The sequence below is a fragment of the Paraburkholderia hiiakae genome (genome assembly GCF_904848665.1).
GTDB classification, from domain to species: domain Bacteria; phylum Pseudomonadota; class Gammaproteobacteria; order Burkholderiales; family Burkholderiaceae; genus Paraburkholderia; species Paraburkholderia hiiakae.
Genome location: NZ_CAJHCQ010000002.1, coordinates 611,823 through 626,044 on the forward strand (window position 1 = coordinate 611,823; position 14,222 = coordinate 626,044).

General features: G+C 62.2%; 12 protein-coding genes. 7 read left to right on the plus strand and 5 right to left on the minus strand.

The features are described 5' to 3' along the window. Positions 1–19: 19 nt before the first annotated feature. From JMY28_RS38875 to JMY28_RS06685, 5 genes are read right to left on the minus strand one after another with little or no spacing between them, the layout of a single operon-like run. On the minus strand, positions 20–817 hold the full coding sequence (locus JMY28_RS38875) for a phospholipase D-like domain-containing protein (RefSeq protein ID WP_236596729.1): 798 nt from the start codon (positions 815–817) through the stop codon (positions 20–22). A 20-nt stretch (positions 818–837) separates the two neighbouring features. Next, a complete protein-coding gene (locus JMY28_RS06670; RefSeq protein ID WP_201695086.1) occupies positions 838–1,860 on the minus strand; it encodes a hypothetical protein in 1,023 nt (340 codons plus the stop codon). 2 nt (positions 1,861–1,862) lie between these two features. Continuing rightward, on the minus strand, positions 1,863–2,384 hold the full coding sequence (locus JMY28_RS06675) for a (2Fe-2S)-binding protein (RefSeq protein WP_236596730.1): 522 nt from the start codon (positions 2,382–2,384) through the stop codon (positions 1,863–1,865). Beyond that, positions 2,381–5,137, minus strand: a complete 2,757-nt coding sequence (locus JMY28_RS06680; RefSeq protein WP_201695087.1) for a xanthine dehydrogenase family protein molybdopterin-binding subunit — start codon at positions 5,135–5,137, stop codon at positions 2,381–2,383. Before JMY28_RS06680 ends, JMY28_RS06675 begins: the two co-directional genes overlap by 4 nt. Positions 5,138–5,160: 23 nt before the next feature. Beyond that, positions 5,161–6,534 (minus strand): formylglycine-generating enzyme family protein, encoded by a 1,374-nt coding sequence (locus JMY28_RS06685; protein ID WP_407945472.1) that lies wholly within the window; start codon positions 6,532–6,534, stop codon positions 5,161–5,163. A 314-nt stretch (positions 6,535–6,848) separates the two neighbouring features. On the opposite strand from JMY28_RS06685, the gene JMY28_RS06690 reads away from it, so the two are divergent. From JMY28_RS06690 to JMY28_RS06720, 7 genes are all read left to right on the plus strand, one after another. Next, the gene (locus tag JMY28_RS06690; RefSeq protein WP_201695089.1) at positions 6,849–7,274 is read left to right on the plus strand and encodes a DUF4399 domain-containing protein; all 426 of its coding nucleotides are present in this window, start codon (positions 6,849–6,851) and stop codon (positions 7,272–7,274) included. A 51-nt stretch (positions 7,275–7,325) separates the two neighbouring features. Continuing rightward, the gene (locus JMY28_RS06695) at positions 7,326–7,751 is read left to right on the plus strand and encodes a DUF4399 domain-containing protein (protein WP_201695090.1); all 426 of its coding nucleotides are present in this window, start codon (positions 7,326–7,328) and stop codon (positions 7,749–7,751) included. 325 nt (positions 7,752–8,076) lie between these two features. Then, positions 8,077–8,355, plus strand: coding sequence for a hypothetical protein (locus JMY28_RS06700; RefSeq protein ID WP_201695091.1), 279 nt, complete (start codon positions 8,077–8,079; stop codon positions 8,353–8,355). Positions 8,356–8,538: 183 nt separating this feature from the next. Beyond that, a complete protein-coding gene (locus JMY28_RS06705; protein ID WP_407945478.1) occupies positions 8,539–9,963 on the plus strand; it encodes an efflux transporter outer membrane subunit in 1,425 nt (474 codons plus the stop codon). A 177-nt stretch (positions 9,964–10,140) separates the two neighbouring features. Next, positions 10,141–12,003 (plus strand): FHA domain-containing protein, encoded by a 1,863-nt coding sequence (locus tag JMY28_RS06710; protein ID WP_201695092.1) that lies wholly within the window; start codon positions 10,141–10,143, stop codon positions 12,001–12,003. Positions 12,004–12,025: 22 nt separating this feature from the next. Beyond that, entirely contained in the window at positions 12,026–13,411 is a 1,386-nt protein-coding gene (locus tag JMY28_RS06715; protein ID WP_201695215.1) for an HlyD family efflux transporter periplasmic adaptor subunit, read from the plus strand. A 48-nt stretch (positions 13,412–13,459) separates the two neighbouring features. After that, positions 13,460–14,212, plus strand: a complete 753-nt coding sequence (locus tag JMY28_RS06720) for a peptidylprolyl isomerase (protein ID WP_201695093.1) — start codon at positions 13,460–13,462, stop codon at positions 14,210–14,212. Positions 14,213–14,222 lie beyond the last annotated feature (10 nt).

Consider the following 14,222-nt stretch of genomic DNA (forward strand, 5'->3'; position numbering starts at 1 on the left):
ACGCGTAGTCCGATAGCGCTTAATTGCGCTTACTCCGCTTTGCCGCTACCGCACCTTTTTTGGCCGCAGCGGCGCGCGCGTTGCCCGCAGCGTTGGCCGTGGTTTTCGCGGCGGCTTTGTTGGTCGACGCGGCGGTGGGCGTGGTGGTGGACTTCGTGGCGGATGTCGCGGTGGGGAGTGTGTAGCCCTGCGCCTTCGCCGTCATGTGTTCGGCGATCAGTTCGGTCTGAAACCGGTTGATCGTGTCCGGGTCCGTGAAGATGGTCTGTGTGTTGTTTTGCGCCAGGTAACCCGCGCCTCCCGGCACGCCCTTGATCACGAAGGTTCCCTCGCCGGCCGCCGACCAGTTCACCGATCCCTCGCCGCCCACTTTGCCGTCGGCTACGAATCCCTTCGTATGACTGATTTGATGGGTCGCCGATTCGCCGATCACGAAGAACGTGTTGAATTTGGTCGGGTCCTGCGCAATATCGGAATCGAGTAGCTTCTTTTCATGCACGCCGCCCGCCTGGCTCCTGTCGAGCGTGATCATCATGGTGATGGTCGGGTCCAGCGCTTGCTGCATGAGGATTTCGTTGAGTTCCTCGTCGTCGAATCCGAACATGTTCATGTAAAGCGAAACGCTGGCGCGGGAAAGGACGTACTTCAGGATGTCGTGAACGTCATCGCGTCCCACGTAGAAGAGATGGAAGTCCTTGCTAGCCGTGCTCGAATAGCTTTTTTCGCGCGTATATTGCTGCAGTTCGAGCACATCGAAGGTCTGCAGGGTTTGCGTGACATCGGATATGACGTTGCTCGCACTAACGTTTTCAGCCATTTCAGGTCTCCTCGTGCAGGTCAATGCAATGAGCGGATATTCGAACTCGAAGGCATGGGTGTGAACGTGCAATTCGGGTCTTTGTGCGCAGGGTCTTTGCAGCAGGCCAGCAAGGCATTGACCGACGCGATGTTTGCCTTGTCCCATTGCGCCGTGCTCATGGCGTTGTCGGTTGGCATCCAGTGGTTCAGTGGATAGCTGTTGGCGAGCCGGTCGTTTCCAGGCGCTTTCAGATTGCCCGCCGAGAGTCCGAGAAAAGCGGTGCAACTCTGCTCGCTGCCGATGCGGTGGCAGCCAATGCAGGTGTTACCGGGTGTGCTCATCGTCATGAGGTGATACGACGCGAAAGCCTGCCCGATACTCGAATACTTTCCCCATGGGTCGGTGGGCACCCGGTCCCACACCTGCCCGATATAAGGGCTGAAGATGAAGGGCCCCGCGTCGTGGCATTTGAGGCAGGTGGGGTTGCCCGCCGTGCTGGCGGCAACCCGTGCGGGTGTCGCCCAGAATTCGACTGCGGAGGGCCGTCCTGAAGGCGGTCTTCTCTCGTTTGGCGGTGGCACGCGTGTCGCGACGAACCCGCTACTCGCGGGCACATCGGCTTGCGATTGCGACGGCGGCGGCTTCGACGCAAACCAGCAAGTCTTGCCGTTGCCGGAGTGATGCATGACCACCACCACGAGGTCATAGAGCGGGTCCTTGTCGGGGCGCAGCACGTCGCGTCGGCAGTACGCGGAAATTTGCGTGCTGCCGCGCGACAGATTCAGGATCTTCGAAAACGGAATGCATTGACCTTTGGCTTCCGAGGTCGGGCTCAGCAATGAAGGCTTATCGCATCGCGTGGGAGACGCATTTGGCCCGGGAGGTTTCCCATCGACCGTAATGGGAATGTCCGTTCCGTCATTGCAGTTGAACGGCGGGATTTCGCCAATTTCCCTCACGCATTGATCGGCGTATTCGAGCAATGTCTGCTCGTGCGTAAAGGCAGCGAGCGGCACGGTGAACAAGAAACACAGAGCGAACAGGCGGATGCGCAAAGACATGGTCATCCTCCGTGCTTCATCTGCATTTGCGCGACTTTTCGAATCGCTTCCCGGTACTTGACGTAGCCTGTGCAGCGGCACAGGTTTCCTCCGACCCAGGTGTCGATTTCGGTTTCGAGCTGGTCTGCGCTAATGCGGTACGCCTTTACATGTTCGAGCATGGCGGTCGCAGCCATCAAGAAGCCAGGCGTGCAGTAGCCGCACTGAAATGCGAAAGATTCGAGGAAAGTCTGCTGCAGTGGCGAAAGCCTTTCGCCATCCGCGAGGCTCTCTACGGTATAGATATATTGATTCGCAACCGCGCTCACGGGCGTGACGCACGCCAGGGTCTTTTCCATCAACGCGTCCTGGCTGCTGCGCAGGCCCACGGTGCACGCACGGCATGAGCCAATGCCGCAGCACACTTTGGTTCCCGTCAGGTCCAGGCGCTCGTGAAGGAATTCAGCGAGGCTCATGTCGGTATCGGTGGCCGGCACCGTGACGGCGTGTCCGTTCACGTGAATCTTGACGTTGGCTTCGCTCACTTCAGGGCCTCGCGTATCTTGTCGGGCGTGACGGGGGTGTCCCTGAAGCGATGCCCGGTTGCCATGGCCAGTGCGTTCAGCAGCGCCGGTGCGATGGGGCACATCACGGCCTCGCCGATACCGCGCGCGCTGTGATGGTCTTTGCCCGCGGGCGGGGGCAGCGCGATGAGTTCCTGGCGCGGGACATCGGTCATGCGCGTGATGAGGTACCGGTCGAGATTCCATGTGCCGTTGCCGGGACCGAGATTGCCGAGCGGACACGATTCGCTCAGCACATTGCTCATCGCCATGGCTACCGCACCTTGCGATTGGCCTTGCACGATCTCAGGGCAAATCAGGCGTCCGGCGCTGAGCGTCGTGACGACATGTTCCACTTTCACGCGCCCGCTTTCGGGGCTCACGGACACCGCGACAAGCGCCGCTGAAGGCGCATAATTCGTGCGCCCGTAGTTAAACGTATCGAGTGGCGCCAGCAACTCTCCCTGAGGCAAGCTCTTGAGATTGTGCGTATCGTGGCCAATCGCTATGTAGTCGCAGTCCATCTCGACAACGCCCGTCGCGAACGTGTACTTGCTTCTCCAGAACCCGCCGGCGTAGGTCACATGGGCGGCGGCCACGGTAGGTAGCTGCAGGCGGTTGATCTCGTCGAGCAACGCGGGCCAGTTAATGGCCTCGTGACCGGCTGTCGTCAGTTTTCCATTAGTCCACCTGAGATCTTGCCGCTCGACATGCGGGTTGCGCCATAGTGTGCGTGCAGCAGGCAGTACGCTTTGCAACAACAACACCATCGCGGCGCGGTCTACAGCCTGAAAGTGGTGGAACGCACCGAGGCAGGCGCTCGAAGAACTAAAGGGACCAGAGATCGATTTGCTTCGGCTATCGCTCAGGATCCCCAGGATTTTGTAATTGAAATCCGGTATCTGAAACGCCTCGACTTCGTTCATGGTGATTATCTGCGCGTTCTGCCCCAGGCAAGCGGCAGGCGCGAGGGCCAGCGTGGTTGCTGCACCATTGCCCATGTCCGTGTAGTGGGTGAGCACACGCAGGCCGGCGTTCGCCTGAATCTGCACCATCGCGAATACGGCATCTTTGCCGGTACCGTATGCCTGATTCGACATCGCGAGCCCAACGCCATATCGCAAGCCGAGCGCGCGCCGTTGCGCGCGCACGATTTCCCTGCTGCGCCATAACTCGTGCGCTTCAAGTCGGTTCAGCAGGTCTGCGAGTTGCAGATCGAACAGAATGGGCGCGCCAGTGAGTGTTTTGCCGTGACCCTTGCCGAGCAGGTTGGTGTGCCGGATATCGAATGGACTTTTGTGCAGCGCCTGGGCGGCTTCGTCCATGAGCGTTTCGATGGCGAGGTAAGCCTGCGGACCGCCGAAGCCGCGCTGCGAGCCGCCGAACAAATCTGGCGTATAACTCACGGAGCTTTGCGCAATGGCGCGCGGAATATCGTAGCAACTCATGGCGCTCATGGCGGCGAGGTCGCCAACGGCGCCCGTGAGATTTTCCTTGCCGCCGCCATTGAAGCTGAAGGCGCTGTCGAGCGCCTGGAGCTTGCCGTTATTGTCGAGCCAGATGGTCTCGGTGAATGCGGTCTCCGCGCGTTTCAACCCAACCTGGAACTGCTCGTAGCGGGACTGTTGCCAGCGCAGGGCCCCCTTGGCGAAGGGTGCGGCGAGGGCGAGATAAATGGGAAAATTCGAATTATCGCGGCCGCCGAATCCACCGCCGGGGTAGCAGCTGATCACGTGTACGTGCTTGACGTTGATATTGCTATCGGAAAACACGTAGCCTACGGATATGCCGTCGCCGCGCGGCGATTGCGTGCCGAGAACCAGATGCAGACAACCCGTGTCCGCCTGAAACCACGCAAGGCCGGATTCCGGCTCCATGAAGACGGGATCGATCGCGGGCGTTTTGAAAGCGCCGTTGAACGGGTGCCAGGACTTGCTGTCGACCTTGGCGCCGGCCAGACTGAGAATTCCTTTACCTATTTTGTTGCATGTGTCCGTGAATGCCTGATCGGCGTGGCCGCTGCTCTGGAGGTTCGAAAACGCATTGTCGTCGTCGCGCACATAGAGCTTGGATGCGGACGCATACAAATCGGTCCTGGTGTTTTTCGATACCGTTGCGCCGTAGCGGATCACCGACTCGTTGAAATCGAGCAGCTTTTTTGCGCGGCGATACGTATCGAAGTTTTCGAAAATCAGTAAGGCGACGGGCTGGCCATAGCAATTGGCGGGTTGGCCTTTTTGCGCAAAGAGGTAGATATCCTCGTGCTTTAACGGATCAGCCTCTGAAGCGAGATAGATGCGATTGTCGTTCAGCGTCTGGTTGGATACCACGGCAATCGGGCGAAGAGGATGCGGCAATACGCTCAGGTCGAAATCTTCGAAATTCTTGTCGACGCAATTGCATCTCAGGGCATATAACCAGTTTTCTTCTTTCGGCCAGCCGTCGAAGTCGCGTGCCTTGTGATCGCGCGCGTAGATCTTCGCGCCTGTGACCTTGGGGACTCCATCGATTCGCCAGCGCGCCTTGCCCGGCTCCGGCGCCCAGTCGGGCGCGGCATTCGGTGCTTGCGGCGTGGGTTGGGCGTTCGCCGCGGCATTGGCGGCGGGGCCGATGGCCGGGCGCTGCGAAGAGCAGGCGGCTATGAAAGCGGAGACGGAACTGACCGAGATCGTGAATGCGCCACTCCCCATGGCCTTGAGGAATGTCCGGCGGGTGAACGGAACATCGCAAGCCATGTTGCGCCTCCACGTCTTCTTCGCTATTTCATGTCGCGCGCGACGCGAAAACCATTGGCTTCGTAGCGAACGCTGCTGTCGTATTTAAAGCGCGTGGCGGCGAGCATATAGCCCGCGCCATCGCGCCACGACCCGCCGCGGATCACGCGCGTCTGGCAGTTGGGCTCGTCCCATGAGTGACCGTCGTTCGGGGCGTTCTTGTACGAGTTGTGCCAGCAGTCGCTGGTCCATTCCCAAACGCCCCCGGCCATGTCGTAGAAGCCGAACGCATTGGCCGGAAAAGAGCCGACGTCGTTGGGCGCCTCGGCGTGCCACGGCGGCCCGCAATCCTTGCAGTTCGCCGTGCCCTTGCGCATATCGTTGCCCCACCAGTAGCGCGTTTCGGTGCCGGCGCGCGCCGCATATTCCCATTCCGCCTCTGTCGGCAAGCGGTAGGGCTTGCCGCTCACCTTCGAAAGCCATTTCACGTATTGCTGCGCGTCGTCCCAGCTCAGATCGCGCACGGGAGCGTTCGGTGAGGCGTTGTTCTCGTTCGACAAGCGCGGGCAGGCGCTGGCGGCGACGCACGCGTTCCACTGCGCCACCGTCACTGCATATTTCGCGAGCGCATAGCTATGGCTGATCGTTACACGGTGCGCGGGCCGCTCCGATGCGTCGTCGTTGTCGATGCCCATGGTGAAGTTGCCGGGCGTCACCGCGATCAGCACCGGGCAAGATGGGCAGTCCTGAATGTCGTGTGGACCCGGTTTCGAAATGGCGGGGTTGGCCTTCGCAGCCACCGCGGCTGCGGCTGCGGCCGTTGCCGTTGCCGTGGCCGCAGCGGGAGGTGCGGAGGCGGGCGCTGTTTTGGTCTGCGCGGCTGGCGGGGGAGGCGTTGTCTTTGCCTGAGGCGTGGGCGCCGGTGCGCTCGCCGGTGTGGGCGTTGGAGTGGGCGCGGCGGCAGCGGGACTGCTAGCCGCGTGCATGGTGGACGTAGCGGACGTAGCGGACGCGGCAGGCGATTTCGATGCCTCCGCACGCAAACGCGTAAGGCGGGCCTGTGCGAGCGGCGCGAAGCGTCCATTCGGATAGGCCTTGAGGTACGCCTCGTAGTCGCTGGCGTATTGACTGTCCTTGATCGAATTCCAGAACGTGATTTCGTATTCCTGGGAAGTGTCTTTCGGCATCAGGCCAACTCGCACGATCTCAACGCCATAGCGCTGCCGCGTTGCGCTGGCCGCTGTGATCCGCTCATGCGTGCGGTGGGCGCTTGCGTACCCACCAGGGTCTTGCGGCTCGAAACGCAGCTGTACGCGAACCGCAGCCGAACGTTCATGCGCAGCCTGCACGGCTGAACGCAGCGTGGAAGTCAGGCCGAGCGAGATCAACAGGCACACAGGCAACACTAGCCGCCTCATGTTCGTTCTCCCTATCAGGTGCCAGCAGGTGCCAGCCGAGGTGCAAACCCCAGGCGTCATCGTCTTTCAATGCCGACGGTGCGCTACCCCGCTGCAGTCGCCAGCCGCGCTCGCGTGAGAACGCGGGCCGCCGCCGGAACAAGCACTGCCTGCGCACAACTACAAAATAGCACGCACGCCGGGCGATGCAGTAACTCAGTGGCACGCGCGTGTGCCGCGCCGATTTATCTCCATCCGCTTGAATCCGACCTAAGCTGTAGAACACGCACCGAACTCCAAAGCCTTGCGCCGTCTGCCGAACAAGGAGCACGAAGATGCAACGAAGAGCTACTCTGTTGGCCCTGGCAGCGGCCGCTCTGATGCCGCGCCTCGCGTTTGCCGAGCGCACCCCTTCGCCGTCCGGCGCGGAGGTCTACATCATCTGGCCGCCGGATGGCGCGACGATCCCCACCGGCAAGTTCTGGGTTCGCATGGGCCTGCGCAACATGGGTGTCTGCCCTAAGGGGATCAACAAGCCGAATACTGGCCATCATCACTTGCTCATCGACACGGACCTTCCGCCGCTCGATCAGCCGATCCCGTCGGATCGCAATCATCTTCACTTCGGCGCGGGCGAAACGGAGGCCCGGATCGAACTGCCGCCCGGCAAGCACACGCTGCAGTTGCTGATGGGCGACTACAACCATGTGCCGCACGATCCGCCGGTCTACTCGAAGAAGATCACGGTCACGGTGAAATAGAGAAGGACATCCGTCTTTAGCCGCAGCGCAAAAGAAGCGGGAGTGCATGCCATGAACAGGTTCCTCGTTTTTGCTGCCAGCCTCGTGCTGCTCACGGGCGGTGCGGCGCATGCAGGCACGACGCCGGCCGATCCGAACGCACACGTATACATAGGCTGGCCCAACGACGGCCAGGTAATGCCGGCCGGGCGGCCATTTCGCGTGTGGTTCGGCCTGCGCAGCATGGGCGTGGCGCCTGCCGAAGTTGAGTTTCCCAACACGGGCCACCATCATTTGCTCGTCGACACGGACTTGCCGCCGATGGATCAGCCCATCCCATCCGATCGCAACCACCTGCACTTCGGCGCAGGCCAGACCGAGACCATGCTTCAGTTGCCACCGGGCAAACATACGCTGCAGTTGCTGATGGGCGACGCTCATCACGTGCCGCACAACCCGCCTGTGTACTCGAAGAAAATCACCATCTACGTTAAGTGATCCATACGATACGATCGTGCCCTTCACGATGAGGCATGAGACGTTTGCGACGCTTTGACATCACACTGACCCCCCGTGTTCGCAGCACGCCAACATAAGTCGCGCGACGAGTTGGCGCGCACCCATCACACCACACGTTCAGCGAGCGCCATTCACTGCGCGTGAGCCTTCGGAAATTCCAGAGCAGTCCTTATGCAGCGGGCGATGCGCGGCCGTGCGCTCGCGCGCTCGTGCACCTGGCACGCCTCATGCCTTGTTGGACCCGAGCCCGCAACCTTGCAGCTCAAAACTCAACACCGTTGCATTCCTTTTCTGGAGAACTGCCATGAGCAAGCTGATGATTGCAGACCTGAGCGTCGCCCAAGAACTCGACAGCCGTGAAATGAGCGCCGTGCGCGGCGGCAACCTGGGCTTTGGCCCGCTGCCCATCCTCTATCCGAGCATGCCGAGCGTGAAGGTCAGCACCACCAACTTCACCGCCGAGCAAGTGATCGGCCAGACCAACAGCATCGCCAGCAACACGGGCAACGACGTGGCGTTCGTGACGGGCATCACCTCGTCGACCAACCCGATGCAAACGGCGCACAACACGATCAACTTCTGATCGTGCTGCCAGCCGTGGAGGCTTACCGGCCTCCACGGCGCCGCCGTCCACCGCATCCGTTGCACACCGCTTTATCGTCGCGCCTTTTGCCACACTCGTCGCCGCCTTCCGCTCAAGGAGTCGATCGTGAACACACTGCTCTCGCCGTCCGCCGCACACGTACTCGGTGGCGCGTCGCGCTGGCTGACCCGCTTCGTCGGAACGGCTGGGTTGTGTGCCGTGGCGCTGTGCGGCTGCACGGATCTGAGTACGCCTGCGTACCGGCGCCCCGACATGCCTGCGAAGGACGCCTGGGCGCATACGAACCGCACGTTTTCTGCGGCCGATACGGTCAATCCGCAGTGGTGGAAAGCGTTCGACGATCCCTACCTGAATACGCTCATAGAAAAGGCGATTGCGGGCAATGTCGATATCCGGGTGCTGGCCGCGCGCATCGGCGTGGCCGGCGCGCAGATCGGGGAAGTGCAGGCCGGTGCACTGCCCACGGTCGACGCGGGCGCGGGTATCGACTATGAGAAGAGCACGGGGTTAGCGCTCTCGAAGACCTATAACGTCGCCACTCAGGTGAACTGGGATATCGATATCTGGGGCAAAGTGGAAAAAAGCGTGCAGGCCCAAAAGGCCGAGTATCACGCTACCGAAGCGGATTGGCGTGCAGGCTATTTGACGCTCGTTACGAACGTGGCGAGCACTTATTTCCAGATCCTCCAGTTCGACGACCAGATCCGGGACGAGCAAGACACGCTCAACAGAAACAAGCAGATTCTCACCATCTACCAGCAGATGTACGCAAACGATGTAGCGCCCAAAACCGAAGTGCTGCGTCAGAGCGCCGAAGTCAACGGCGTGGCGAACGAACTGCTGGAACTGCACCGCGAGCGCGATACCGCCGAAAACGCGCTTTCCACGCTGGTCGGTGTGCCGGCGGGCGAATTCAAAATGCCGGCGGGCCAGTTGCGCGAGCGCGTGAAGCTGCCGGACGTGCCCATGGGACTGCCCGCGCAGTTACTGGGGCGCCGCCCCGATGTGGTGGCCGCGCAGTACCGGATTCTCGAATCGTATGATCAAGTCGGTTCCGCGCGGCTCGCGCAATTGCCGACCATCAGTCTCACGGGCCGCGCCGGCACGGCCGCGTTTTCGCTTTCCGATCTCTTCAAGGTGTTCACGCTGAGCTTCATGCCGAGCATCGACTTCCCGATGTTCGACCCCAGCGTCCACGCCCACATCAAGACGACGGAGGCCGAGAGCAAGGTTGCCGAGGAGCAGTATCGCCAGGTGGTGTTCACGGCGTTCGAAGAGGTCGAGAACGCACTCGTCAATCTCGACGCGCATAAAAAGCAACGCATCGAACTGCTGCAGCAGAACGAGCGTCTGCGCACCGTCGCGGCGCAGGTCGAGGCGCAGTTGAAAGAAGGGCTCGTATCGCAGCTCGAAGTATTGGAGTCCGAACGTTCGCTAGCTTCCGCGGAACAGTCGCTTCTGGCCAACCATGAGCAGATCCTGAGCGACACTGTCACCCTCTATAAGACGATCGGCGGCGGCTGGCCCGACGTCGATGTGGCCAGCGTGGCCTCGAATTCCGCTGTGTCGGCAGCGCCCGTCAAGTGAGCGCGCTCGTTGCGGCAGGGCACGTCAGTTGTTTGACTCCAGCCAACAGTCGCCTACACTTTTCTAACACCCCGATCGCCCTGTGCAAGGCGCGCGGCTTCTCAAGGAGAGTCAGTGCGCACGCGGCGCTTGCGCCACGCGCGGCCTGGCTGACAACTGCTGATCGCTGGCGGAATCATGGTGCCTGACGCCGCTTCCATTGCCGAGAGCCAGACATCGCTCGACCGGACGTTCGATATCGTGTTGCGGCCGATATCGCATGCGGAACTGGGCGAGATCCGCATCGACAAGGATCTGTTCGCAGTGGGGCGAACACAACCGCCTTTTGCCGAGGCGCGGCCCGAGGTCGTCGTGGATGTCTCGCGCCGCCACGCGCGCATCTTCCGCGAGGGCGCGTCGGCCTATGTGGCCGACCTGGGCAGCAAGAACGGCACGGCGGTCAACGGCATCGAAGTCACCCAGAAGCCCCACGTGCTCAACGACGGCGATGAACTCAGCTTTGCCGGCGCGCTCGCGTTTCGCGTGAGCTTCGCGCCACGTGCGGCGCGCGCGGCCGTGCGGGCAACCGTGGTGACGCTCACGCCTGAGCGCGCCGATCTCGGCTTGCAGCAGATCGTCGTCACGAGTTTTCCGTTCCTGGTCAGCAAGGCCGACGAGACGTTCTCGCAGTATCACGACGCGTATCCGCATCAGGTGAACTATTTGTCGCGACGTCATGCGCACATCTATGCAGAAGACGACGCGATGTATGTCGAGGACCTGGGCAGCACCAACGGCACGTTCCTCGACGGGCAGCGGCTCGACGATCACGCGGTCAAGCTCGAAGACGGCCAGCGCATCGCATTTGGCGGCGAACACTTCGTCTACCGTGTTGGCCTCGACAGCACGAGTGGAAGCGATGCCACCGTGACGGCGACGCGCGAGCGCCGCGCGCAGGTGCTCGCGGAAGACGCCGACCGCACGACCTTCATTGGCAGCGCGCACTCGTTTCTCGACATTTTCTGCACGCCCCCCGCGCCCGCACAGGACGACGAGATCAATCCCGATGCGCCTCAACAAGCGCCAGAACCCGGCCACGACGCAAGACACCGGCGCGGCAAGATAGAGGTCTTCCTTAGCGAACTGAGCGAAGCGCTCGGCGGCAGCGGCAAGATCAACATGAGCGCGTTCGTGCGGTGGGGCGGCGGCGGGCTTGCCGTGATCGTTGCGCTCGTTGCGCTCACGTATTTCCAGGGCGCGCCGCAGCGCGACATGCAGGCCTTGCTGACGAGCGGCCAGTTCGAAAACGCGGCACGGATGGCCGACCAATATCTCACGCGCCACCCGAACGACACCACGTGGCGCGCGATGGGGACAGAAGCGCTCATCAAGGCGAACGTGCCCGACTGGGTTGCCGCGATCAACGCGCGGGCGTTCGATCGCGCGCGTGCCATCGTGGAAGACATGCGCACGCTCGCGCGCCACAATCCGGACGCCGCGCCGCTCGTGGAAAACATCGACTGGATCGGCGCGCTGCAATCGTTCGTGCAGGGGCGGGGCGGTCAACAAGCGCCGATTCGCATCTACCGCGACGAAGCGCCGATCCACGCGTTGACGAGCCGCTGGAGCGACGACCCCGGCGAGCATCAGCGCGCATTCGACCGCATCTCGGCTTATGTGCCGGCGTTTGCCGCGGTGTATGCGGATTCGCTCAGCCACTTGCGCAAGCTGCAGAGCGACGATTCGGTCTACGTGGCTGCGCTCGATCGCATCCAGCAGGCCATTGACAGCGCGCTCGCGAGCGACCGCTTCGACGCGCTCACCGCGATGCTGAGCGACTATGCGCAGCGCTATCCGCGCCTCGCCGGGCTCGACGCCGTGCGCGCCGACGTCGACCAGTATCAGCAGATCGACAGCGAGGCGCATGCGGGCCATGTGCAGGCCGTGCACGACCGTCTGGCCGCCGCGCACTTCTCCACGCCGCCGTTCGCAGCCCATGCGGGCGCGCTCGAAAAGCTCGCGCTAGCCGGAGGGCACGGTGAATCCGTCCCGGCTCATTGAGCGCCTGCGCAAGGCGTTCGGCATGCATGGACTGCATGCCGCGCCCGAGGCGCCGCGGCCGCTTGGCGAGGCATTGGGCGACCACAGCGAAGAGGGCGTCGCGATCCTCACCGCGCGCCCCTGGCGTCTCATCGAAGCCACGATCATCACGATGGTTGCGCTCGTGGTGTGCGCGCTCTTATGGTCGTTCGTCGGGCGTGCCGATGTGATCGTCAGCGCGCCGGGGGCACTTGCTCCGGAGTCCGAAGTGCGCCGCATCTACGCACCGGTGGACGGCGAGCTCGTAGATATCTATATCGCCGAAGGTCAGCCCGTGGAGAAGGACGACGTGATTGGACGTCTCAACGCGCGCGGGGCGATCCAGGCGGCGACCAATGCGCTCGACGCGCGTCTGAAGCTCGACGACGCCGAACGCGACTGGAAGGAGTTCCCGGAGAAGAAGGCGCTCATGGAGCGTAAGGCCGAGGCCCTCAAGGCGCAGATGGACGTTGAAGAACACATGCATGAAACGCGCGTGGCGGAAGGCACGAGCAAGCTTCAGCAGGCCGAGAACGCCCAGCTCGACGAAGCGCGCGGCAATATCGACAACGCGCGCCACGTGCGCGACCTCGCGAAGGAAGACCAGGACAAATACGAGCGCCTGTTCGCGCTGCCGGGCGGCGGCGGCGTGTCGCAAAGCCAGGTCGAGGAAAAGCGCAGTGCGTTCGTGCAGGCGGACAATAATTACCGGATCGCGCAAGCGCGGCTCACCGAACTGCAGGCGCAAACGAGCCACGAGTTCGGGCAGGCGAAGGCGCAACTCGAAGGCAGCGCCCAGCAGCTCACATCGCTGCGGATCGAATACGACGCGACGGAGCGCGAAATCGCCAATACCGAGGACAAGCTGCGCCTGCAGGTGCAAACCGCGCGCCTTGCCGCCGACGCCGCGGCGCGCATCCGCTTCGAGAACATCGACAAGGACAACTTCCTGCTCGTGCTCGCGCCGGTCTCGGGTGTGATTACGGACGTGACGACGACGCAGCCCGGCGACAAGATTCAGGCGAACACGCCGCTCGGGGCCATTGCGCCAGCGAATGCGCGCCCGGTCGTGAAGGTGGCGATTGCGGAGCAGGACCGCGCGTTCCTGCACGAGGGCTTGCCCGTCAAGCTGAAATTCAACGCGTTCCCGTTTCAGCGCTATGGCGTGGTGGACGGCACGCTCGAATATATTTCGCCGACCACGAAGCCGCAGGCGCAGACGAAGGAGCCGGTGTACGAAGGACGCGTGCGTCTTTCGCGCGATCATTTTTCGATTGGCGGCGCGACGTATCCGCTGCGCTACGGCATGACGGCGACCGCCGAAATCGTGGTGCGCGAGCGGCGCCTGATCGATTTCGCGCTGGACCCGTTCCGGCAAGTCGCGGGTTGAAGACGCTAATCCATTCAGAATTCGGGAATCAGAAATCAGGGGAACGAAATGACGACAATCGTACGGATCGACGATGAAGCGATCGCCACGGAAGATTTCATCCGCGTGCTGAAACTCACGGGGCAGTTCGAAAGCCTGGTCGAACAGCAGGTGCGCGACCGGCTCACGGTCATCGCCGCGAAGAAAATGGGCGTGCAGGTCGGGCCCGACGATATCCAGGAGCGCGCCGACCAGTTTCGCCGCGTGCGGGGGTTGCACCGCGCGGCGGACATGAACCGCTACCTGGATGTGTTCGGTATCAGCCTCGACGAATTCGAGCGCTTCATTACCGACACGCTCTATCAGGAGAAGACATTTAACCTGATCTGCAACGAAGAGGCGGTTGAAAGCTATTTCAAGCTCAATTCGCCGAAGTTCGACAGCATCGAAGTGAGCCACATCGTGGTGGACTCGGAAGGCAAGGCGCGCGAGGTCATGTCGATTCTGGAGGACGAACCGCAGGCGTTCGGTGAAATGGCGCGCGAGCATTCGATCGCGGACACGAGCGAGCGCGGTGGCGTGATCGGCAAGGTGCTGCGCGGGTCCTTGAAAACGGACATCGAGGCAAAGGTGTTCAATGCGCAAGTTGGCGACCTGCTCGGCCCGTTTCCCGCGCCGGACGGCTCGTTCTTCGAGATTTTCTGCGTGACGGCGAAGCATCCGGCGGTGCTCGAAGCGGACGTTTCCTCCGAAGTGCGGCGGCTTCTGCGCGAAGAGTGGCTCGCGGAGCGCGCGCAAGAACATATTATCGACGCGCACTGAGCGCGCAGAG